The sequence below is a fragment of the Streptomyces roseochromogenus subsp. oscitans DS 12.976 genome (assembly GCF_000497445.1).
GTDB classification, from domain to species: domain Bacteria; phylum Actinomycetota; class Actinomycetes; order Streptomycetales; family Streptomycetaceae; genus Streptomyces; species Streptomyces oscitans.
The window spans coordinates 186,336-208,447 of record NZ_CM002285.1; the positions used below are offsets into that span (position 1 = coordinate 186,336).

At 70.9% G+C, this 22,112-nt stretch carries 15 protein-coding genes and 1 pseudogene; 7 read left to right on the forward strand and 9 right to left on the reverse strand.

Annotation, left to right across the window (positions count from 1 at the left end; translation table 11 throughout):
* Positions 1-46: 46 nt before the first annotated feature.
* The 4 genes and pseudogenes from M878_RS000000101670 to M878_RS51430 form a co-directional block, all read left to right on the forward strand.
* A pseudogene (locus M878_RS000000101670) lies at positions 47-322 on the forward strand (YceI family protein); the annotation flags it as partial.
* A 40-nt stretch (positions 323-362) separates the two neighbouring features.
* On the forward strand, positions 363-494 hold the full coding sequence (locus M878_RS000000100975) for a hypothetical protein (RefSeq protein ID WP_023544239.1): 132 nt from the start codon (positions 363-365) through the stop codon (positions 492-494).
* A gap of 356 nt (positions 495-850) precedes the next feature.
* Positions 851-2,251, forward strand: a complete 1,401-nt coding sequence (locus tag M878_RS51425) for an alpha/beta hydrolase family protein (RefSeq protein WP_023544240.1) — start codon at positions 851-853, stop codon at positions 2,249-2,251.
* A gap of 442 nt (positions 2,252-2,693) precedes the next feature.
* A complete protein-coding gene (locus tag M878_RS51430) occupies positions 2,694-3,659 on the forward strand; it encodes a LysR family transcriptional regulator (protein WP_031223607.1) in 966 nt (321 codons plus the stop codon).
* 25 nt (positions 3,660-3,684) lie between these two features.
* Here the strand turns inward: M878_RS51430 and M878_RS51435 are convergent, their stop codons facing one another.
* The 7 genes from M878_RS51435 to M878_RS51465 are packed head-to-tail and all read right to left on the reverse strand — an operon-like array spanning position 3,685 to position 11,667.
* Complete coding sequence (locus M878_RS51435; protein ID WP_023544242.1) at positions 3,685-4,881, reverse strand: M6 family metalloprotease domain-containing protein; 1,197 nt, start codon at positions 4,879-4,881, stop codon at positions 3,685-3,687.
* A 35-nt stretch (positions 4,882-4,916) separates the two neighbouring features.
* On the reverse strand, positions 4,917-6,197 hold the full coding sequence (locus M878_RS51440) for an alpha/beta fold hydrolase (protein WP_023544243.1): 1,281 nt from the start codon (positions 6,195-6,197) through the stop codon (positions 4,917-4,919).
* Positions 6,194-7,222, reverse strand: a complete 1,029-nt coding sequence (locus tag M878_RS51445) for an ABC transporter ATP-binding protein (RefSeq protein ID WP_051430174.1) — start codon at positions 7,220-7,222, stop codon at positions 6,194-6,196. Before M878_RS51445 ends, M878_RS51440 begins: the two co-directional genes overlap by 4 nt.
* 14 nt (positions 7,223-7,236) lie before the next feature.
* Positions 7,237-8,058 carry an ABC transporter ATP-binding protein gene (locus M878_RS51450; protein ID WP_023544245.1) on the reverse strand — a complete coding sequence of 274 codons (822 nt, stop codon included), beginning with the start codon at positions 8,056-8,058 and terminating at the stop codon, positions 7,237-7,239.
* A complete protein-coding gene (locus M878_RS51455) occupies positions 8,055-9,047 on the reverse strand; it encodes an ABC transporter permease (RefSeq protein WP_023544246.1) in 993 nt (330 codons plus the stop codon). The genes M878_RS51450 and M878_RS51455 overlap by 4 nt, the downstream gene beginning before the upstream one ends.
* Positions 9,044-9,988, reverse strand: coding sequence for an ABC transporter permease (locus M878_RS51460; protein WP_023544247.1), 945 nt, complete (start codon positions 9,986-9,988; stop codon positions 9,044-9,046). The genes M878_RS51455 and M878_RS51460 overlap by 4 nt, the downstream gene beginning before the upstream one ends.
* Positions 9,985-11,667: an ABC transporter substrate-binding protein gene (locus M878_RS51465; RefSeq protein WP_158692616.1), complete on the reverse strand. Its 1,683-nt coding sequence runs from the start codon at positions 11,665-11,667 to the stop codon at positions 9,985-9,987. Before M878_RS51465 ends, M878_RS51460 begins: the two co-directional genes overlap by 4 nt.
* 863 nt (positions 11,668-12,530) lie before the next feature.
* Between M878_RS51465 and M878_RS51470 the strand changes: the two genes are divergently transcribed.
* From M878_RS51470 to M878_RS51480, 3 genes are all read left to right on the forward strand, one after another.
* Complete coding sequence (locus M878_RS51470; RefSeq protein ID WP_023544249.1) at positions 12,531-15,104, forward strand: type 1 periplasmic-binding domain-containing protein; 2,574 nt, start codon at positions 12,531-12,533, stop codon at positions 15,102-15,104.
* Positions 15,105-15,133: 29 nt separating this feature from the next.
* Entirely contained in the window at positions 15,134-16,051 is a 918-nt protein-coding gene (locus M878_RS51475) for a DUF8017 domain-containing protein (protein WP_031223613.1), read from the forward strand.
* A gap of 73 nt (positions 16,052-16,124) precedes the next feature.
* On the forward strand, positions 16,125-18,734 hold the full coding sequence (locus M878_RS51480; RefSeq protein ID WP_023544252.1) for an NACHT domain-containing protein: 2,610 nt from the start codon (positions 16,125-16,127) through the stop codon (positions 18,732-18,734).
* Between the two features lie 4 nt (positions 18,735-18,738).
* Here the strand turns inward: M878_RS51480 and M878_RS51485 are convergent, their stop codons facing one another.
* Positions 18,739-20,991 (reverse strand): hypothetical protein, encoded by a 2,253-nt coding sequence (locus tag M878_RS51485; RefSeq protein ID WP_023544253.1) that lies wholly within the window; start codon positions 20,989-20,991, stop codon positions 18,739-18,741.
* A gap of 3 nt (positions 20,992-20,994) precedes the next feature.
* Positions 20,995-22,112: GAP1-M domain-containing protein (locus tag M878_RS51490; RefSeq protein WP_023544254.1), on the reverse strand; the 1,118-nt coding region annotated here is incomplete at its 5' end.

Here is a 22,112-nt window from a genome sequence, read left to right on the forward strand (position 1 = left end):
CGGCTTGATGTGCCGCCCGTCGCCCGCTCTGCCATAGGAGATCGTCATGCTTGCTGCTCCTGTCGACTTGGACCAGCTCACGGGTGCGTGGCAGACCGACCCTGCTCACTCCGAGATCGGTTTCACGGTGCGGCGCCTCATGGTCCGGATGCGGGGTGGCTTCACCCAGTTTTCCGGGAGCATCACCGTGGGCGACGCGCCGGAGCGGTGCGCCCGGCAGGCGGTGATCGACACCGCCTCGGTCGATACCCGTAACGCCGTGCGGGACAGGCGTGTCGGTGCGGCTGACTTCCTCGATTGCGACAACTACCCGACAGCGTGGTTCAAGTCCTCTTGTAGGCCCGGCTGTGGTGACGGGTGCCGTGGACGTGGCATCCGTCGGCCGGTGCATCGCCGAGAACGTGGAACTCCTCGCCGATCACGCGGGAGGCTTCGTCGCCCTCGACAGCACCTTGATCACCACCGATCCCATCGACTACCAAATCGGGCCTTAAGGTGCCGCATTTGATTACCGAGCGTGGGTAATCAAATGCGGCAGCGTAATTCCTTCCAAGTCTGTTCCCCGGCGGGCCAAGGTTGTTGACATGGCATCATCACCATAGGGGCTGCAAGTGCTGTAATAATTCCCTACCTCAGGGCCCAGTGGTGCACGTCCTCATTCCGCATCGCATTCACCTGCGAAGGCACCAATGGCATGCTCTGCGTATCCCGTACGAAAGAGTTGAGGAATGCGCTTTCTCCGAGTCTTCACACTGAGGAGAGCCTTAGCGACAGCCGCGGCAGCTGCAGTCGCCACCGGGTACCGACAAGTACTCATCACGGAGCGAAACACCATCAGGGAGGGCTGCTCATGAAGCATGCACGGAGAAAACCCCGCAGCCGACTGCGGGCCCGGGTCGCCGGTACCACAGGGGCACTGGCCGTCGTCCTTACTGCCGGGATCGGATCAGCCGCCGCTGCCGGGAAGAACGCCGCGGCGCCCACGGCCAAGACAGCGCCCGAGGGCGCGGCAGCGTTCGAGGGCCAGCCAGCCCCCGGAGGCAAGGCGGCGCCCGAGGGCCAGCCAGCACCCCGAGGCAAGGCGGCGCCCGAGGCCAGGGCCGCGCACACGGCCAAGGCAGAGCCCACGGCCAAGGCGGCGCCCGAGGGCAAGGCGAACGCCCCGGGTCAGCTGACGCTTCCCGCCCCGACCGGGCAGTACCGGGTCGGGACGGTCGACCTCCACCTGATCGATCCGCACCGCACGGATCCGTGGCTGCCGGGCAGTCTCCCACGCGAGCTGATGGTCTCGCTGTGGTATCCGGCCACGCACACCGCCCACTACCCTGCCGCGCCCTGGATGCAGTCCGCCGCCGCCGCGCATCTCCTGGCCGCCATGCAGGTGCCGCCGAACACGGTGACCCTGCCCACCACTGCCGGGCACACCGGCGCCCCGGTCGATCACAAGGCCGGCAAGTTGCCGGTCGTGCTGTACTCGCCCGGGCGGGGCTCGGACCGGGCGACGGGAACCGCGCTCGCCGAGGATCTGGCCAGCCGCGGCTACGTGGTCGTCACCCTCGACGACACCCACGAGGACGGCGAAGTGCAGTTCCCTGGCGGACGGGTGGAGACCAGCACGATGCCGCCAGGCACCCCCGCGACCCACGTGGTCGCCGTCAGGGTTGCCGACACCCGCTTCGTCATCGACCAGTTGGCCGCCATCGTCCACGGCCACAACCCGGACGTGGACCACATACCTCTTCCCCACGGGCTGGCCCACGCGATAGACATGAACCGCATCGGAATGTTCGGCGCTTCCCTCGGCGGAGGAACGGTGCCGGCGGCCATGCAGGCGGACTCCAGAATCCGCGCCGGTGCGGACCTGGACGGACAATTCTTCGGACCGGAGATCACCCGGGGCCTCAACCGCCCGTTCCTGCTGTTCAGCTCCCAGCACCACAACCGCAACGACGATGGGAGCTGGGCGACCTTCTGGAACCACCTGCACGGCGACCGGTACGACCTGAAACTGCGCGGCGCCGAGCACCTCTCCTTCCTGGACTGGGAGGCTTTCTTCCACGAGGCGCCCGGCGCCTTCCATCAAACTCCCGCCTCACTCGTCCAAGCGCTCGGCCCGATCGCCCCCGACCGTGCCATCGAGATCCAACGCGTATACCTCGCGGCCTTCTTCGACAAGGAGCTGCGCCACGAGCACAGCCACCTGCTCGACGGCCCCTCCCGTCACTACCCGGAGGTCGACTTCGTGCGCTGAATCGACGGGTTCGGGTCTTGAGGCATCCATATGGAGGATGCCGACGAGCCGGTTGCCGAGCTGGCGCAGGGCCGGGTTGTAGCGGAACGCAGCCGCTGGAAGGTGCGGGTGCGTTCCCAGACCAGGCTCTGGTGGGCGCGGGCGACGACCTTGACCGCCTGGGCCTGTTCGGTGTCCCCGTCGATCGGCCGCAGCTGGTCACGGCCTATGCGGCAGGGGAAACGGTTGACACGGCGTTGAATTTGCGCCGCCATGGCCGAGGTCGGGAGTGCGGTCGACCCGCTCGTCGCAGTCGGCCACGCACTCCGCCGCGTTGACCTTGTGCCGCACCACGTTCCGCGCCCCGCACCCATAACACCCGGGTCACGTGTGACATTTCATATGTGACTGTGCGGCCCCGACCCCTGCCGGAAAGCCCTCGCCGCTCCTTACCATCCGCGCCATGGATCTAGAGGTACGGCACTTGCGAGTGATCTGCGCGGTCGCTGAGGCCGGAAGCCTGACCCGTGCCGCCGCGTCGCTGCGTATGACCCAACCGGGGCTCAGCGCCCAACTGCGGCGCATCGAAACCTTGCTGGGCGGACCGATCTTCGACCGTGGGCAGGCGGGTGCCGTGCCCACCGCCCTGGGCGAGCTGGTGCTGCCCCGGGCACGGGCGATTCTGCCGGGCATCGACGGCCTGCTCTCCGACACGGCCCGCGCCGCCCGCTGCGGAACGGCTCCCGGCCGCGTCCGTCTAGGTTCGGTGGGCGCGCCGCTGCTCGCCGATCTCATCGTGGCCACAAAGGAGCTGATCCCCGGCGCGGAGGTGACGACACGATGCCAGTACTCCCCGTCGCCGCTGCTGGACGACCTCGCGGCCGGCCGCCTGGAGGCGGCGGTCCTCGGCGACAACCCCGGCCACGAACTCCCTCCGCGTGAGGGAGTCGTCCTTCGCCCGGTCGTCACCGAGCCCGTCTTCGCCCTGCTTCCGTCCACCCACCCGATGGCCGGCCGCGAAGAGGTGAGCCTGGAGGAACTGGCCGGGGATGACTGGGCCATGCCCCACCCGGACAGTGACCGTACCCGGGAGTACTGGTCGTCCGTCTTCTCCCGGACGGGCCGTCAGCCGCACACCCCTTACGAGGCGGAAGGCCGACAGCTGATCGACATCGTACGGGCGGGCCTGGCCGTCAGCCTCTGCCAGGCGACCTACATAGAGGTGGCCGGAGTCGCGGTGCGCCCTCTGGCAGGCAATCCGCTCTGGTACCGCCATGTACTCGGCTGGCGCCGCGACGGGCCGCCGGCCGCACACGCCGACAAGATCGTCCGCAGGGTGGCCGCCGGGTATCTCGCCACCTGTGCCTCCGCCCCGGCCTACGCTCGGTGGCGCAGGCGCCATCCAGGGTCGCTGCGCCTGCCGGAGTGAATCACCGCGCGGCGGCGATCAGCCCTCACTGCTTGGTCATCGAGATCTCGTCATGGAGCGGGGTGCTGCTGCCGACGTCGATCCGGACTCCTGTGGCCGGATCGGTGAAGGTCTGGCCGGGGTGGAAGGCGGCCATGTCCAGGGTCCGGCAGCCCGGGGACGGGGTGGCGCCGGGGCTGCCGTTCACGATCTGGACCGGGCCGTAGCCGGTCGTGGTGGATGTGTCCACCTTGTAGATGAGTACGCCGGTGGAACAGGCGTCGCTGTCAGCGCCGACGGCCCTGCGGGACTCCGCGACGTAGGCGGTGGTCTCGCCGGTACGGATCACCGCGATCTTCGTTCCGCCGGGGCTCTCGACCGCCTTCAGACGGACCGTGCGGCTTCCGGCCGAGGGAAGGCAGGCGACCTGGCGGTCATCGATCCAGCCGAACTTCCATCGCTCCCAGCCGAGGTGCTGCGGGGCGGCCCCGGCGATGTCGCCCATGAGATCCCAGCCGCCGACGAAGCGGTGGTAGTCGGTGCCGGTGAACGCGTAGAGATCGGGCAGGCCGAAGGTGTGGCTGGTCTCGTGGTCGGCGACCTTGAAGCCCCAGTGCCACATGTCCTGCCCGAACGTCACGGCCCACTTGACGCGCTTGCCGTCGGCGGTGATGCCCGCGGTGGTGGGGTCGTACAGGTACGTCGGCGAGAAGCTGATCGCCGCGGCGGACTTCGCCGGGACGATGTAGACCATGTCGTACCGGGAGAAGTCGGCGTACGGGTCCGCGGCTGCCACCGCCTGGCGGACGTACTCCTCGTGCTGCTCGAACGTGATCCCGCGCTGGAAGCCGTAGCTGGTGGATTCGTGCGGCATCCGTATCCAACGGTCCAGCGGGGCGATGTCAAGCGCGGTCCGGCCGTAGGAGTCGCGTTTCATCCACTCGGCGGCCGGGGCGAGTTGCCGGTAGTAGTCGGACGTGGAACCGGAGGCCTGGGCGTCGGGGAAGTCGACGAACAGCATGAGCACGTGCCTGGTGCCGAGGGGCCGCTGAAACTGGGTGTAGTCGGTGGTGTGGCCCTCGTCGGTCCAGCCGGTCCGGCCGGCGAGGGCGCAGTCGGCGGCCGGAGCGGTGCTCTGCGGCGGCGCCGCGGTCGCGGCCGGAGCGGCGGCGCCGAGCGAGAGCAACGCCGTCGCGGCGGCACCCGCGGCGAAGGCCCTGAGCCTCTGGGGGGACCTGGACATGTCTCCTCGTCTCTCTTCGGGTTGGTGCGGGGTCATCAGACCTGTCCGGCGGCCATGTCCATCAGGCGGGACAGTACGCCCGTACCGGACGCGGTCACCCCGTCGTGCTCCCACTCGTTGGTGACCCAGGCACGCAGTGCACCGACCGAGCGCGCGGTCGGCAGCGACAGCTCTGTGGGGACGTACATGTCGTCGTGGTAGATCGCGGCGGCCACCGGCACCCGGTTGGCCGCCAGCCGCGACGGGGAGTACAGCGCGGGCCAGTCGGTTCGCTCGGCCAGCAGGTGGGCGGCCTCCCGGAACGGCCGCAGTCCGGCGATCTCCTCGTACATCCAGGGATAGAACATCTCACCGGTGAACAGCAGCGGGTCGGCGTCCTGCGTGAACTCGGGGCGGTCGGCGATCGCGCGGGCCGCGGCCCAGTCGGTGGGCTTGCCTCCCTGGGCGAAGCAGGCTTCCTGGAGCACGGCGAAGAGCGGGTTGTCGACGAGTCCGGTCAGGTTCATCACCTGCTGCAGGAAGGTCGCCGAGAGTTCGCCGTCGACGCCGACGGCGTCGTCCAGCAGCCAGTGCAGGCGCCCGGCTCCGTCGCCCATGCCCAGCATCAGGCCGAGCGTGCGCAGCCGCCGGACGGTGAGCCGGTCGCCGTCGGGCAACCGCACCGTTCGGCGGTCGAGCATGTCGGCGATCCGCCGCACCAGATCGCGGTTGCCGGGGTAACGGGCGTAGAACGCGGTCACCTTCTCCCTGACCCGGGGATACGTGGCCGCGTAGACATCGTCGGCGGTGGCGTCCAGGCCGGGCAGGCCGCCGGTGATGTAGCAGGCACGCAGTCCCTCGGGGGCCCGGGAGAGGTAGGTGAGGGTGATGAAACCGCCGTAGCTCTGGCCGAGCGTCTCCCATGGCTCGTCACCGACAAGCTCGCGCCGGATCAGCTCCGCGTCGGCGACGATCGAGTCCGCACGGAAGAGGGCGAGATGACCGGCCAGCTCCCGGGCATCGGAGAACCTCCCGGCCGACCGGGCGGTGACCGGGGTGCTGCGGCCGGTGCCGCGTTGGTCCAGCAGCAGCACCCGGTGGGTCCTGAGGGCGCGCGCGAGCCAGCCGGTGGTGGCGTTCAGCGGCCGCGGCGACTTGCCTCCGGGTCCGCCTTGCAGGAACAGCAGCCAGGGCAGCCGCCGGCCGGCACGGGCCGGGTCGCACAGTTCACGGGCGAACACCTGGATCGGGGGACCCGCGGGGTCGGCGTGGTCGAGCGGCACGGTGAACTCATGGTCGGTGACGGCGAGTCCGGGCAGGCGGTAGGTGCGGCTCATGAGGTCCTTTCCTCGGTATACGGCACGGAGGACGGCCGGGGCAGCGGCTCGGGGTAGTGGCAGGCGACCTCATGGCCCGAGGCGATCGCGCGCAGCGCGGGCCGCTCGGTGGCGCAAGGGCCGGCCGCCTTGGGGCAGCGGGTGCGGAAGGGACAGCCGCTGGGCGGATCGAGCGGACTGGGCAGGTCGCCGCTCAGCACGATCCGCTCGCGAGCCCGTTCGGCGTCCGGGTCGGGCAGCGGTACGGCGGAGAGCAGGGCGTGGGTGTACGGATGCGCGGCGCTGCCGTAGAGCGTGTCCCGGTCGGCCGTTTCCACGACGGTGCCCAGGTACATCACGGCGACGCGCGTGCTGATCTGGCGGACCGCGCCGAGGTCGTGCGCGATGAACACATAGGCGAGCCCGTACTCCCGCTGCAGGTCTTTGAGCAGGTTGAGGATCTGCGCCTGTACCGACACGTCGAGCGCCGAGACGGGCTCGTCGCACACCACCAGTCGCGGCCGCAGTGCCAGTGCCCGGGCGACCCCGATGCGCTGCGCCTGGCCGCCGGAGAACTCGTGGGGATAGCGGGCGGCGTGCTCCGGACGCAGGCCCACCCGCTCCAGCAGTTGCTCCACCGGTTCTTCGGGGGGCAGCCCTTGGTAGCGGTACGGGGCCGTCAGGATCTGCCGGACGGTCTGGCGGGGGTTGAGCGAGGAGAACGGATCCTGGAAGATCATCTGCAGGTCGCGTCGTACGGGCCGCATCAACTGCTCGTCCAGCGTGGTCAGTTCCCGTCCGGCCACGGAGACGGTGCCCGAGGTGGGTTCGATGAGCCGGGTCAGCAGCCGGGCGACCGTGGACTTGCCGCAGCCGGACTCGCCGACCAGGCCCAGCGTCTCCCCCGCGTCCACCCGCAGTGACACACCGTCGACGGCCCTGACGTGTCCGGCGAGCCGCCGGGTCAGGCCGTGCCGTACGGGGAACCGCTTGACCAGGTCGTGTGCTTCGAGCAGCGGAACATTCACGCTGTCCACGTTCTCCATGCTCTTGACGCTGTTCACGCCGTGACCTCCGGTGCCGACAGGGTGGGCAGCCGATCGGGCAGCGGCCCGTCGACGCGGGGCACGCAGGCGAGCAGGCCCTTGGTGTAGGCGTCGCGCGGCCGGTAGAACACCTCGCGGACCCTGCCCCGCTCGACCGCACGGCCGCCGTACATCACGACGACCTCGTCGGCCAGTCCCGCGACCACGCCCATGTCGTGGGTGATGAGCATGATGGCGGTGCCGGACCGCTCCCGTAGCTCCCGCATCAGTTCCAGGATCTGGGCCTGCACGGTCACGTCGAGCGCGGTGGTCGGTTCGTCGGCGATGAGCAGGTCGGGTTCCAGGCACAGGGCCATCGCGATCATCACGCGCTGGCGCATGCCGCCGGAGAACTCGTGCGGATACGCGCGGGCCCGCCGCTCGGGCTCGGGGATACCGACCCGGTCCAGCATCCGCACCGCGACCCGGTGCCCCTCGCGGCGTCCGGCCCGGCGGTGTGCACGGTAGGCCTCGGCGATCTGGAAGCCCACCGGGTAGTAGGGGTTCAGGCAGGACAGCGGGTCCTGGAAGATCATCGCGATCCGGTCGCCGCGCAGCCGGCGCAGCGCCCGCCGGTCCAGGCCGGTCAACCGGTCCCCGTCGAAACGGACTTCACCCGTGATCCGGGCATCGGGCAGCAGGCCCATGATGGCCAGGCTCGTCACGGACTTGCCGCTGCCCGACTCACCGACCACACCGAGCACCGCCCCGGCGGCCAGGTCCAGATCGAGTCCGTCGACGGCGCGCACGCCGCCCGCGAAGTCCACGGTCAGATCACGTACGGTCAGCAGGGTCATCCCATGGCCCTCACTCTCGGGTCCAGGAGCGCGTAGACCAGGTCCACCGCGACGTTGGCGAGCACGACGAACCCCGCGGCGAAGAGCGTCACCCCGAGGATCACCGGCTGGTCGGCGCTGTTGATCGCGTCGGCCGCGAGCTTTCCCACGCCGGGCAGGCCGAAGACCGACTCGGTGATGAGGGCGCCGCCGAGCAGCGCGCCGAGGTCCATGCCGAAGATCGTCACGATGGGCATCAGCGCCGGCCGCAGCGCATGGCGGCGCAGCACCGTCGGCTCGGGCAGGCCCTTGGCGCGGGCGGTGCGGACGTAGTTCTGGCCGAGGCTGTCGAGCATCTCGCCGCGGGTGATCCGGGCGTAGATGCCGGCGTAGAGCATCGCCAGCGTGATCCACGGCATGACCATGGACTCGGCCCAGCCGGCCGGGTCCGCGGTGAGCGGGATCGCCTGCGGATAGGGCAGCAGACCGAGCTTGACGACAAGGAGGTACTGCAGCACCAGGGCGGTGAAGTAGACCGGCAGCGAGACGCCGCCGAGCGCGGCCGTCATCGCCGCCCGGTCCCACAGGCTGCCCCGGCGCAGCGCGGAGATCACCCCGGCCGTGACACCGAGGAGCAGCCACAGCACCGCCGCGCCCAGGGCGATGGAGATGCTGACCGGCAGCCGGTCCGTGAGCATCCGCCACACCGGCTGATCGGTCTGGAAGCTGAATCCCAGGCACGGCGCAGGACAGTGCACGGCATGCGCACCCGTGCCGTAGCCGCGCCCGGCCACGATGCCGACGAGATAGTCACGGAACTGCACGACCACCGAGTGGTTCAGGCCGAGCGTGGTGCGGATCTCGGCGATCCGCTCCGGACTGCACGCCTTGCCGCACGCGCCCTGGGCCGGGTCGGCGGGCATCAGATAGAAGATCGCGAAGGTGGCCGCGCAGATCACCAGCAGGATCGCCGCCGTCGCGGCCAGTCTGCGCAGGACGTAGAGAATCATCGTCGGCGGCTCCGGGGATCGAGCGCGTCCCGTACCGCGTCGCCCAGCACGTTGAAGGCGAGCACGGTGACGAACAGGAAGGCGCCGGGGACGAGAAAGTAGACGGGGTCGGCGGCGTACCAGGGCACCGCGGAGGCGATCATCTGCCCCCATGAGGGGGTCGGCGGGCGCACCCCGATGCCGAGGAAGGACAGGCCCGCCTCGGTGGCGACGTAGCCGGGGATCGACATGGTCGCCACCACGAGGACCGGTCCGCTCAGGTTGGGCAGCACCTCCCGCACCAGCAGTGCGCGCCGGGAGGCGCCCAGCACCCGGGCCGCCGCCACGAACTCCCCGCGGGCCAGCACCATCGCCTGCCCGCGCACGATCCGCCCGACGTACGGCCAGCCGAAGAAGCCGAGCACGACGACCAGCAGCAGCTGCCGGTTCACCCCGGGCGCCGCGGAGATCAGCGCGATCATGAAGATCAGCGCGGGAAAGGACATCAGCAGATCCATCAGCCTGCCGATGACGGTGTCGGTCCAGCCGCCGAAGAACCCGGCGGCCAGCCCGAGCGCCGTACCGAGCGCCACCGACACAACCGTGGCGAGCAGGGCGATCAGCAGCGAGACCCGGGCACCGTAGACGACCCGGGCGAGGATGTCCCGGCCGCTGCCGGGCTCGACGCCCAGCCAGTGCTCGGCGCTGATCCCGCCTCCGGTGCCCCGCGGCAGCCCGCCGAGCACCGGGTCCACCGCTTCGGAGTGGAACTCGGTCGGTGATGTGCCGGCGGCCCAGGTGATCAGCGGGGCCGCGAGGGCGATCAGCACCAGGAGGACGACCACGGTGAGCGCGACCGTCGCGGAGCGCTGTGCCAGCAGCCGGCGCAGCAGGGACGTCTCGTGCGGTACGACGCCGTGCGGCGCGTCCGACGGTATGGCGGCGGGGAGCGTGGCGGTCACTTGCGCAGCCCCAGGGAGACCAGGTCCAGGCGGCCGACGTAGGCGATGTGCCCGTAGGCGCCGGTGACGTGAGACCCGGTCAGGACGGCCGCCTTGTCCCACAGGAACGGCACGACCGGGGCGTCCCGCATGATCTGCTGGGCCAGGTCGCCGTAGGCGGCCGCGGCGGCAGCCGGGTCCTTCATCCCGGTGATCGCGTCGATGCGTGCGTTGACCTTGGCGGAGTTGTACTGGGCATGGTTGTTGTTGCCCTCGGGGGTGATCAGCCGGCCGTCGAACACGAGCGGCAGGTAGGTGGAGGCGCCGGGCCAGTCGGGTGTCCAGCCGTCGATCACGAGGTCGTGCTCCTGAGCGATGTTGCCCACCGTGCTGTAGAACGCCGACGAGCTGATCGCGTTGATGGTCACCTTGATGCCGGCCTTGGCCAGGGATGCCTGCACGGACTCGCCCTGCGCCTGGCCGCCCGCGGTGGCCGGGGTGTCGAGCGTGAGGGTCAGGCCCGAGGCATGGCCCGCCTGGGCGAGCAGCGCCTTGGCCTTGGCCGGATCGCCCTTGCCGCCCGGGCTCGGGAAGGGATCGTCGGGGACGGAGCCGGGCAGTGACGGGGGCAGCAGAGTGGTGGCCAGTTGGCCGGCGATCGGGCCGCCTCGCGCGGTGCGCAGGGCGTCCTTGTCGAGCGCGTAGGCGATCGCCTGCCGCACCCGGAGGTCGTCGAGCGGCTTGTGCCGGGTATTGATGCTCAGGTACCGCGTGTTGATCGACGCGCCGGTGACCAGCCGCTTGCGCACCGCGGGGTTGGCCATCACGGGCCCGACCGAGGCCGGCCCGATCGGCTCGAAGGCGACCGCGTCCGCGTCCTGTCCCTGAGCGGCGATGAGGCGCTGGTCGACGACGGCCGGGTCGAGATCGAGATCGATCACGATCGTGTCCGGCAGGCCCTTGCGCACCGTGTCGGTGGCCGGGCTCCAGTGAGTGTTGCGGACGAGCGTGAGGCGCTTCTTCGGTTCAAAGGACCCGATCTTGTACGGGCCGGAGGAGAAGGGCCTGCTGTCGTAGCGGACACCGGTGTCCTTGTCCTGCGGAACCGGGGCGAAGATCGGCAGCGAGACCGCGGAACCGAAGTCGGCCACCGGGTGGTTGAGTTTGAAGACGACCGTCCTGTCGTCGGGCGTCTCGATCGAGGCCAGTCCCTGCTTGTCCTTGTAGGGGCCTTTGTAACTCCGGCCTCCGGCAAGCCACATCCGTGCGTACGGCGGCCCTTCCGGGAGTTCCGCGGCGAACGTCCTCTCGACCCCGTACTTGATGTCCCGGCTGGTGATGGGCCGGCCGTCCTCGAACTTCACCCCTGCTTTGAGCGTGAAGGTCCAGGTCCTGGCGCCGTCGCTCGGGCGGCCGGTGTCCGTCGCCAGATCCGGCACGATCTTTCCTCCGGCCGGTCCGGGTGCCGCCGCGTATGTCGTCAGCGTCCGGTAGATGAGGCGGCCCACGTCCTCGGAGGAGGTGACGTAGTTGCGGGCCGGGTCGAGGTGCTCCAGGTCGAGGCTGGAGAGCACGTGGAGTGTGCCTCCCTTGCTCGCGGCACCGCCCTGCCCGTCGGCGCCGTCGGCTCCCCCGCAACCGGCGACGGTGACGAGTCCGAGGGCGGCAGCCATGACCATCCCGGAACGTCGTGCTCTCACGATGGCTCCCTATGCGATGTGACATTTCACTGTGCCAGGGGTCAAGGTTGGAGGCGGCCGGCCTTCGCAGCCAGCTCTCAGTTCCCCAGAACATCGGGTTATGGACGCTGGTCTTGGCGCTGCGAAGCCGAACGCTGGGCCGGATCAAGGGTGCAGGGGGGCGGCGTGGCCGAGGCATGGTGCACTGGCCGCTGCGAGCGGTGCCGTTCTGGAACCACTGGACGGTTGCCAGGTCTGTTGGCTGACGTACGCGGTCGAGGGCAGGCGTCTCGAACCACTCAACGGCCGCAGGGGCGTGTCATCGCTCGAACGGTCTCGGGACCGCGGTCATGGGCCGTGGTTCCCGTCCGGACGGCATGGCGGGAGCTGGTCGTCCGGACGGGACATCTGGCCTGGCGGGCCGTGCACTTCCGATACGCGGTTACGCGGTTTTGTGCAAGGAGGAGTATGGGCCGCTTGTGTACCGCAGGGGGAGATACCAGTAGTCCATAACTCGGCGTTATGGGCAATGCGTCGACAACTCCGGCGGATTGCAGCCGCCGATATGTAACCGGCCTCTTCCGGCTTGTTCGGCCGCCCGCACGCGGCCACACGGACGCCGTGTTCCCGCACGTCATCACGGTAGCCGCGCATCGGGAGCACGGATTGCGGACCTTCTTCATCTCGCTACCAGGGGCCGGGCCGGGGCATCCGAGCGCAAGGGCAGCTTGATGGGGATGCCCCTTCCTCCTCGTAATCCCATCCGCGCGAAACCGAATTGAGGCTATGCGAGGCGCGGGCTCACCCTCTACGCTCACCCGCGTCCTGTGGTGGCGGGAGCACCGCGCGACACAAAACGCGCTCTGATGCCCAGGAGGCATGTGATGCTCCCACGCGCCAGCCTGCTCGTGACCGCCATGGTGGCCACGGCGGTTCTCACCGGCGGCACACCCGGCGTCGCCGTCCCCGGATCCCACCATCCGTCTGCTGACCGTCAGCTTGCCGCACTCGCCAGGTCCGTGCACCTGAGCAACACCGGCGGCATGAAGCCGGCCGACGATGACGGCGATCCCGACGACCCGGTCGCCGGAACCCTCCAGTTCGCCGCGGCACGTACGGCCCCGTCCGCCACGGTTTCCGGCGCCGCCCTCGCCGCGGGAGCGGCCGCCGGCGACCGGCTCCCGGTGCGTGGCGGCACCTGGTCCGAGCTGACCAGCGGTTCGGCCAGCAGCGAGACACCCGGTTATGCCGACCCGAGCTTCTCCGACTACGGCTCCGGCTGGGGCCTGGTGACCGGCAGGGCGACCGCGCTCGCCACGGACGGCCCGTGGGTGTACGCCGGGTTCGCCGACGGCGGCGTCTGGCGCTCCAACGACACGGGCAGGACCTGGACACCGGAGTTCCAGCACGCCCCCACCGAGTCGATCGGCTCGCTGTGGGTGAATCCCGCCGACCACTCGCTGTGGGTCGGCACCGGTGAGGCCGACACCAGCGCCGACGACTACACCGGTCAGGGCGTCTACCGCTCCGCCGACCACGGCAGGACGTTCCAGCGGGTCGGCGGCTCCGAACTCCTCAACGCCCAAGTCGCCACATTGACGATGAACGGCTCGTACGTGTTCGCGGCGACGAGCCAAGGCCTGTGGCGGCGCCCGCTCGCCGGCCGGCTGGACAAGCCGTGGCAACTCGTGCTCAGACCCGACCCCAACCCGGACAAAGACCCGACGCGGACCTCGATCATCTCCAGCGTCACCGTCCGGCCCGGGGGTCACGGCGCCACGGTGCTGGCCGCACTGGGCTTCCGCAACGGCACCCCGTACGACGGGCTCTACCTGTCCACGACGGGTGGCGCACCGGGTACCTTCAAGCGCATACAGCCGTCCGGACTCGACAACTCCGACATCGGCCGCACCAGCCTCGCCTACGCCCCCGACGGCAGCGCCCTGTACGCGGTGATCCAGTCACCGGCCTACTCCGCCGGCAAGCGCCCCTCACCGATGCAGTCGACCTCGCTCAAAGGCGTGTACAAGTCGGCGTCCGGTGACCCGAACGGGCCGTGGACGCTGGTCGCGGATGCCGGGACGCTGGGCAGGTCCGGATCCGCCCAGTCGTTCCCGTCCACCTACGAGCCGGGCGTGGGCTCCTGGTACAACCAGTACGTCAAGGTCGACCCGCGCGACCCCCAACACGTCTACCTCGGCCTGGAGGAGATCTACGAAACCCGTGACGGCGGCGCGAGTTGGACGACGATCGCGCCCTTCTGGAACTACACACTGCCCTGCTACGGCACCACCACGGGCTGCCCGCCCACCGTGCACACCGACCAGCACGCCATCGCGATCAACGACGATGGCCGGCTGTACGCGGGCAACGACGGCGGTGTGTGGTCCCGGCTGACGTCCGATCACGCCACGGCAGGCTGGCAGGACCTCAACTCCAAGCTGCACACACTCCAGTACTTCTACGTCGGCGCAGGTCACGACCCCGAGGGCGGAACGGCACTGTGGGGAGGTCTGCAGGACAACGGCGCAACCCTGGTGCGCGGCAACTCCCACAACGTGATCCAGCCGTTCGCCGGTGACGGCGGCGATGTCATCGTCGCCCCGGACAACGCCGACCGCGCGGCCGTCGAGTACACCTACGGCGACATCTCGGTGACCACCGTCGGCGGCCGCTCCGACGGCACGGCCGCGGCGTTCCGGGAGATCAGCCCAGGCTGCCAGATCAGTGCGCCGATCGCCGGGTGTGATCCGAAGATGCAGTTCATCGCCCCGTTCACCGCCGACAGGGCGAACGGCAACCGCTGGGTGATCTCGGGCCGGTACGTGTGGGAGTCCCACAAGGGCTTCGACACGGTCTGTGCGAAGACCGCCGGGACATGCGACTGGAAACCGGTCTACGACCTCGGCGACACCGCCTCGACCACCGCGGTCGAAGCCGACAACAACGTCGACTACGTCGGCTGGTGCGGCCCGTGCGTTCCGTCGGACGAGGACGGAGGCGGCTTCAAGAGCGGCATCGCCACCAACTACGGAGGCACGTGGCACGCCATCACCGCGCCGAACCTGCCGAACCGCTACATCACCCGGATCGTCAGCGACCCGGCCAACCCCGCCCATGTGTACGCCGTTTACGGCGCGTACTCACGCAAGTGGATCCCGGGTGGCGGCGTCGGGCACGTCTTCGAGTCACTGAACGGCGGGGCGACCTGGAGGGACATCAGCGGCAACCTGCCCGACGTCCCGGCGGACGCGATGGTCATCGCGAAGGGCCGACTGGTCCTCGCCACCGACCACCTCGTCTACGTCGCCGACGTCAGGACCCCGACCCACTGGGCCCGGCTCGGCCGCGGCCTGCCCAGCTCGGTCACGACCGACGTCACCCTCCTCCCCTCGGGTGACACGGTGGTCGCCGCCACACACGGCCGCGGTCTGTGGAGGCTCAAGCTGGGCAATTGAGCCGCCGCCAGGGGCTATGGTTACTGACCATGCCGTTAGGACAGCCGCCGGGGGGCGAGCAGAACCCTCACAGCCAGAACCCCTACCAGCAGCCCAGGGGGCCGCAGCCGTCGAGCGGCGGGAACCGGGCGAAGGCCGTCGCGATCGCTGCCGCGACGACCGTGGTCGTAGCCGTCGGCGTCACCGGCTCCCTGCTCCTGGGCGGCGGCAAGGACGACAGCGCGGACGGCCGCGGCGGGGACACGAAGGCGTCGGCGAGTGCCTCGCCGAGCGCGACGGCCTCGGCGTCGGCGTCCGGCCACCCTCACGCCGGCGCGACCGAGAGGCCGGCCGTCCCGGGCTGGAAGGTCGTCGTCAACCCCGAGTGGGGCACCGCTTTCGACGTGCCGCCGGACTGGGACGTCAAGGAGCCGAGCATGCTGTTCGGCTTCGACGACAGCAAGGTCGACTACAACGACCCCCGCAACTGGGGCAAGGCCATCATCGTCATGAGCGCAGTGGCGATCCTCCACGAGAACTGGTGCCTGTCCGTCGACGACAAGGACGGGCTCGTGGACGGCACCCCGCTGGCGGCGGCGGGTACCAAGGGCGCCAAGGGTGCCAGGAGCCCCGGCGATGCCGCCTTGAGCCAGGCGGAGTGGTGGGTGTACGGCGGTTACACGCAGCCCGACAAGAAGAGCATCATCTCCGACAGGACGGCGAGGCCGTACACGACCAGGTCCGGTATCAGGGGCAGCATCGCCTGGGCCCGGTCCAGGAACACACCCCAGAAGGGCAAGTGCGCGAGCGACGGCAAGGCCATCACGTTCGGCTTCAGAAACTCCGCGGGTGAACTCGTCGCATGGACCCTCTTCGGCGCCACGGGCGTGCGGGACGAGGTGCCGGACTCGACGATCATGAAGATCCTCAGCACGGTACGCCTCCACGGGAAGCCGAAGGCATCCTGAGCCGGGTACCAACGGCGCTTTGGGCGGCCACCGGTGAGTACAGTGGGAAGGGCGACGACGGGGGCGGACGTACATGGCGAGGCAGACGGGCTCCGACGATGGGCCGCACATCACCAACACCGCGGTCGACTGCACAGCCGAGTACCTGATCCAGATCGGGATCCTGCAAGGTGATCTCAATCTGACCCTGCGTGTGGAGCCCACACCGCCCGATGACGACGCTCCGCTGGCCGCAGCCGAGCGGAGACTGGCGCGCAGTCTCCTGTACCGGTGGCGGGCCGAGGCCGACGCCTGGGACATGACCGATCCCGAGCCGCTGCCCGTGCGCTGGACGCCCAGCCGACGAGTGGCGTCCGCCGGCGAGCATGTGCCCGCGGGTTCCGGGACCGACACCATCGCCGGGACCTTCCTCGGGCTCCCGCCCCGACGGCGGCTGGTCGTGCTGGGTACGGCCGGGTCCGGCAAGACCGTGCTCTCCGTCCTGCTCACCCTCGAACTCCTCGCCCGCCGGCTCACACTGGGCGAGGACGGCGTGCCGGTCCCGCTCGTGCTGTCGCTGGAGTCCTGGGACACCCGGCGGCAGTCGCTCACCGAGTGGCTGGTGGACCGGCTGCGCCAGGACCACCCCGGTCTGCCGCCCGTGGACGGCGTCCACCCGGCCCGCCGGCTCGTCCTCGAGCGGCGGGTGCTGCCCGTCCTCGACGGCCTGGACGAACTGCCGGAGCATCGCCGCGCCGAGGTCCTCGACGCGCTCAACGCGGGCCTCGGCGGCGAAGGGGACGCGGTGCTGGTCTCCCGCACGGACGAATACGCCCGCCTTGACCAGGAGGGCAAGGGTCTGCGGCACGCCACGGTGATCGAGTCGTTGCCACTGCGCCCCGAGGAGGTGGCGAACTACCTCCGCAGGGCCCGGCCTCCGGCCCGTGCCGCCGCCTGGGCACGCCTGCTGGAGACCCTCCAGAAGGAACCCTCCGCGCCGGTCGCCCGGGCACTGAGCAGTCCGCTGATGGTGTGGCTGGTACGCCGGTCGTACGAGCGACATCCGGCCGGTCCAAGGGAGTTGGCGGACCGCGAGCGGTTCCCGACCCGGGCTGCCGTCGAGGCGCACCTGCTCGACCGGATCGTGCCCGCCGCGTTTCCGCAGCTGCCCGCGAACCCCGGTCGGCTGCACCCGCCCCGCACCTGGGACGCCGAACGGGCCGGCGCCTGGCTTTCGTACCTGGCGCTGCTGCTGAGCCGTCGCGAGGAGTCCGAACTGGCCTGGTGGCGGCTGCACACGGCACCACTGCCCCGGCTGCTCGCCCTGCCCGCGCTGCTCGCGACCGGCATCATGCTCTCCTTTGTCATCAAGGCGGGCATGTCCGGCTATGCGGAAGCCTCACCGTTGGGCGACATCAGCGTCACGTACGCGGTGACGGGTGGGGTCGTCTTCGCGGCCGTCGCGCGGTCCGTGACCGCCTCCTGGTTCGGCCAGCGGCTGGCCGAGCCTCGGCGCAGTGCGAATCCGCTGCTCTTCATCCAGGCTCTGCGCTCTCTGGACCGGCACGCGCGAGTGGGTCCGCAGGTCCGTCTCGCGGCGCTCACGGGCGGTCCCGTCCTCGTCGTCCTCCTCCTCGCCCTGTACGTCTTCGTGGTGCGGGATCCCGTCCTGGTGTGGTTCTCCGTCGGCGGCGTGCTACCCGTCCTGCTGATGATCGTGTACGCGGCTCCCGCCGACACCGTGGACGCCGCCACGCCCGACGAACTCCTGCGCGGCGAGCAGAGTGCGCTCATCACGACGCTGACGCTGGTGGCCCCGCTGATCGGGGCCGGCGCGGGTGCGTTCTTCTGGCTGAACGGCGGGAGCGGCGGCTGGGAGGCGGCCGTCGGCTCCTGGGCAGGCGCCTCGGCCATGCTGGTGCTGCTCAGTCCGTGGAGTCGCTGGACGCTGGCCAGGTGCTCCCTCGCGGCGACGGGCCGGGCGCCCTGGCCGCTGATGACGTTCCTCAGGGACGCCCGCGCGGCGGGCCTGCTGCAGGTGTCGGGCGGCACTTACCGCTTCCGTAACCGAAGGCTCCAGGAGCATCTGGCGGGGCAGCGGGCTCAGGACCGGGGAACGGCTGCGTCCAGCCCCGAGCCGGCCGCCCTCCCCGCGCTCGCGGACTCCCGTCAGTTCACTGTGGAACGCACGGCGGACCACTACCGCCTCCGCGGCCGGTCCCGGCGGCTTCCACTGGCCCACTGGGCCGCGTTGGGCACGCTCATGGGCGTCTTCGTCGTCCGGTTCAGCGTGTCCGGGCAGTGGCAGGACCCGGTCACGTGGCTGGTTCTGCTCATCTGGCCCTTCATCGGCGCCCTGATCACCGTGGCCGGGTTCCTCTTGCCGCGGCGGCGGCTGGAACTGGAGCTGACCCGGGACGGCGTCACCTCCGTGATCGGGCGCAGGCGACGCTCCTACGAGTGGCGGCACGTCGAGGAGATCACCGTGCGCCGTGCGATCATCCGGGGCCGGGACGCGCGCTTCTACGCGCTCCAGGTCAGGCTGCTCGCCGACGCCCCGCGCCCGCCGCGCCGCTACCGCATGGGCGAGGGCTGGTTCTTCGTCCTGCCGCTCGGCCTCTCGTCGCGCGTGGATCCCCAACTCGCCACGGCTCTGGCCGACTTCGCCGGGTCCCGGTGGACATCATCGTCCGGTGGCCGGTGAGGCCTCAGCAGAGCGGCTCGGCTGCCGCGGAGGCCGTGAGGAGGGCCAGGCAGCGTGCCGTCACGGTGTGGTCGTCCTCGGTGATGTCAACGGCGTAGGCGACAGGGGCGCGGCCCGTGGTCCCCTTCGGAGCCGTGATCCGCCAGCGCGCCTCGTACGTGTCGTGCGCCCCCAGTGTCCGGGGCGGGCGTCCGACAAGGGTGGCGTGCCAGCCCGCGGGCAGCAGGGGCGGGCGTACGGTGATGGCGAGGTCCCGTGCGGTGGCGTTCTCCACGGCGAGCCGTCCGCCGTCCGCCGGGTGCAGGCGCAGGGCGTCGGAGCTGGACCAGCGGATGCTGAACTCGCGCAGCCGGAGCCGCTGTTCGTCGCGGCTGTCCTTGGCGAACGCGGAGCCCAGGCCGATCCGGACGGAGTCGACGGCTTCCGGGACGGGATCGTCGTAGCCGTACGTCTTCATGAGGTAGGCACCCTGCTTCTGCTCGTGAGGGTGCCCACTCGGAAACATGACCGTGCGGGCGCCGACCTGGCCCTCCACGTCGGCGCCCGGCGAGAAGAACGACGTGACGCTGTCCGGGTCGAAGTCCACCGACACCTCGCTCAGCGGCAGCGGCATCCCGAAGTCCATCCGCAGCCAGTTGCCCTTCTTCGAGGATCCCTTGACCGACCAGTAGCCCCCGTGGCCCGGCAGAGCGGCGGACGGCGGATGTCCGGGCGCCGAGTAACTGGCGCTGAGCTGCGGCCAGTCCCGGGTGGCGGCCGCGGTGAGGTCGACCTGACGGACCGAACTGGTCAGCGGGTGCCGCCACTTGTCGTAGGCCCCTGGCAAGCCGAAGAACGCGGACGGCGGTAGCGCACCCGTCTGCAGGATTGCCAGGGCGAGCGGTATCGCCAGGTACCCGGCGAGGTGGGCGAGCAGAAGGGTGTGGCGGGCGACGCGGTGCCGGGGAAAGCGGAACGTGGTGTTCTCCGCTGGGCGTACAGGCGGTGGCGTCATGCTCTCACCGAAGTCCGCGGTACCGGCCGTACCGGCGAGCCACCGCACCGTCCCCCCGAGTGCTGCGGCCGGAACGCAGCGCATCGGGATGCCCGTGGCATCGAGCGCGCGCAGCAGATGGCCGCCGCCGGCCGCGTCCAGCTGCGCGCGCACGGCGGTGGTGTCGCCCCGTACGGCTCGGGTGTACAGCAGCGCGAGACGGTGCGGACGACGGCGCGGGGGCAGGGCGGTGAGGATGTGCAGGACCCGGGTGACGGCGTGCACGGCATCGCTGTGCGGGGCGTGGTCGTCCACCACCAGCAGCAGTCCGTGTGCCCGGCGCAGTACGTCCAGCGCGGCCACCGACTCCTGACTTCCGTACGCGTCACCGGACGGGTCGTACCACAGGACGGGCGTCCCGGCCGTGCGCATGAGCGGCGGCTCGATCCCGGGCGTGGCGCCCAGCTCGGCCAGTGCCTGCCGGTGCACTCCCGCGCGCTGCGTGCCCGAGCGCCCGACGAGCACCACGACACGCGCCTGTTCGTATCCGGCGGGCAGCGCCTTTGCGCAGTGCGGACAGCACGCGTCCAGGCGGCGCCCGCCGAGGACGGCGGGCAGGCGGGTGCCGCAGCGGCAGCGGTGGTGGAAGACGCCGTACCGGCCCGGTACCAGTTGCCGGTGCCTGGCCCGGCAGGTCGGGCACAGCCTGACCGGGCGGTCGATGGTGCGCCCACAGTCCGGGTACGGGCACGGCGCCGGGCCGCGGCGCAGCGCGCGCCCCGTCCGCGCGACCGCCGCCCCCACCGCCCACCACAGACTCCACAGCGCACAGCACAGCGCCCACACCAGCAGGGCGAACAGCAGCGGAAGGATGCTGAGCGCCGTCGCGGTCAGGATGACGGCGACGGCCGTGAGCAGGAAAGCCGGGCGCAGGAAGAGCATCAGGCAGCCCTGCCCCGTGGTCCCGCCCTGTTGCGGCCCACGGAACGCGTCGCTCACCCGGCCGACCATGAACCGCTCGGCGTCGCCCATCAGCCGTTCGTGCTGCTCGAGTCCGTCCCACCAGGTCGCGCGCAGGTCACGCGGGGCGGTGACGCGAAGGTAGGCGGGGATGGCCGGCTCGCCGTGCGGGTCGGGTGGGGTGTGTGCCGCCCGGCCGAACGTCCGCCAGACGGTGCGCAGTTGGGCCCAGACCAGCTTGGGCAGGGTGACGAGGACGCCGTAGCCGACGACCAGGAGGACCAGCAGGGTGATCGCCAGGAGCAGTACCACGGGGTTCGCCACGGCTCACTCCTTCTCCCGGGCCGGCCCGCGTCGCCGCAGCAGCCATGGCGCCCGCTCCGGCTGCGGCTTGTCGGCCGCCATCAGATCGCGCAGGGCCTCATAGGTCTCCGTCTCCTCCCACAGCCCCTGCCGGAACAGCCGCAGGATCCGCAGCGCGGCCGGCCGCGGCTCCCCGGGTGCCCGGCGCAGTGCGTACAGCGCGGTGGCCGGGCCGGCGGCGAGCAGGTCCGGTGCTTGGTCCACGAGGGTGGCGAGGGAAGCGCACGCCTGCGCGTCCAGGGCGGCGGTCCGCAGTTCGGCGGAGGTTTCGAGGGCGCCCAGCAGCCCGGCGAGGACGGCCCGCCGGTACGGCTCGGGCAGCGGAGCGAGCGTGGCCCGTACATCGCCGAGCGGTGCCGTCCCGTCGGCGAGATGACGCGCGACGGCGTCCCTGAGGCGCTCGGGTGCCAGTCCCGCCTCCTGCGGCCGCAGCTCCGCCACGCCTCGTACGAAGCTCACGAGCCGGGAGCCCTCCTCGCCGAAGGCCCCCGCATCGCTGTCCCCCGCGAGCAGGGCGCACCCGGCCCGCAGCCGCCGTACGCCCGCCTCGACGTCGTCCGCGGTGCCCGCGTCCCACAGTTCGGCGACGGCGTCCAGGGCGTCGAGGCGCCCGCTTCCCAGCGCCCCCGCGAGGAACCGTGCCGCCGGGCTGGGCTCCGGACACCCGTCCGCGGTCAACCGGTCGAGGTGGAACACCGGACCGGTCACCCGTTCCCCGGTCTCCGGCCGGGTCCCGGTCAGATGGTGATGGTCGTCCTCCGGCCGCGCGGAGTACGTCGTGAACGTCAGCCGGGCGGCAAGGCCTGCGGGCAGGGTGTAGGAGGCGGCGGCTATCCAGTCGACGACGAGGTCCGGATCCGCGGAGACCAGGGTGGCGGCGGGGCCCTCGCCGGCCAGGGCCCGCAGGACGGCGGTGAGCAGCCGCTCCAGGAGGCGGACGCCGGGAACGCCGTGGCCGGCCAGCAAGCGGGCCGCTCGGTCGGGTCCGACGGCGCTGCCGGGAACGAGCTGGGTGAGGTCGGGCAGGCCACGGTCGTCGTCGCACGCCGGCGCCGGGGCCCAGTCGGGGCTGTCCCAGAGCT

What these genes read in the sequence shown, in the direction of transcription:
- M878_RS51480 (WP_023544252.1), top strand. Translation starts at nt 16,125, where the DNA reads ATGGCGAGGCAGACGGGCTCCGACGATGGGCCGCACATCACCAACACC.
- M878_RS51470 (WP_023544249.1), top strand. Translation starts at nt 12,531, where the DNA reads ATGCTCCCACGCGCCAGCCTGCTCGTGACCGCCATGGTGGCCACGGCG.
- M878_RS51430 (WP_031223607.1), top strand. Translation starts at nt 2,694, where the DNA reads ATGGATCTAGAGGTACGGCACTTGCGAGTGATCTGCGCGGTCGCTGAG.
- M878_RS51450 (WP_023544245.1), bottom strand. Translation starts at nt 8,058, where the DNA reads ATGACCCTGCTGACCGTACGTGATCTGACCGTGGACTTCGCGGGCGGC.
- M878_RS51425 (WP_023544240.1), top strand. Translation starts at nt 851, where the DNA reads ATGAAGCATGCACGGAGAAAACCCCGCAGCCGACTGCGGGCCCGGGTC.
- M878_RS51475 (WP_031223613.1), top strand. Translation starts at nt 15,134, where the DNA reads ATGCCGTTAGGACAGCCGCCGGGGGGCGAGCAGAACCCTCACAGCCAG.
- M878_RS51445 (WP_051430174.1), bottom strand. Translation starts at nt 7,222, where the DNA reads ATGGAGAACGTGGACAGCGTGAATGTTCCGCTGCTCGAAGCACACGAC.
- M878_RS51435 (WP_023544242.1), bottom strand. Translation starts at nt 4,881, where the DNA reads ATGTCCAGGTCCCCCCAGAGGCTCAGGGCCTTCGCCGCGGGTGCCGCC.
- M878_RS51440 (WP_023544243.1), bottom strand. Translation starts at nt 6,197, where the DNA reads ATGAGCCGCACCTACCGCCTGCCCGGACTCGCCGTCACCGACCATGAG.
- M878_RS51455 (WP_023544246.1), bottom strand. Translation starts at nt 9,047, where the DNA reads ATGATTCTCTACGTCCTGCGCAGACTGGCCGCGACGGCGGCGATCCTG.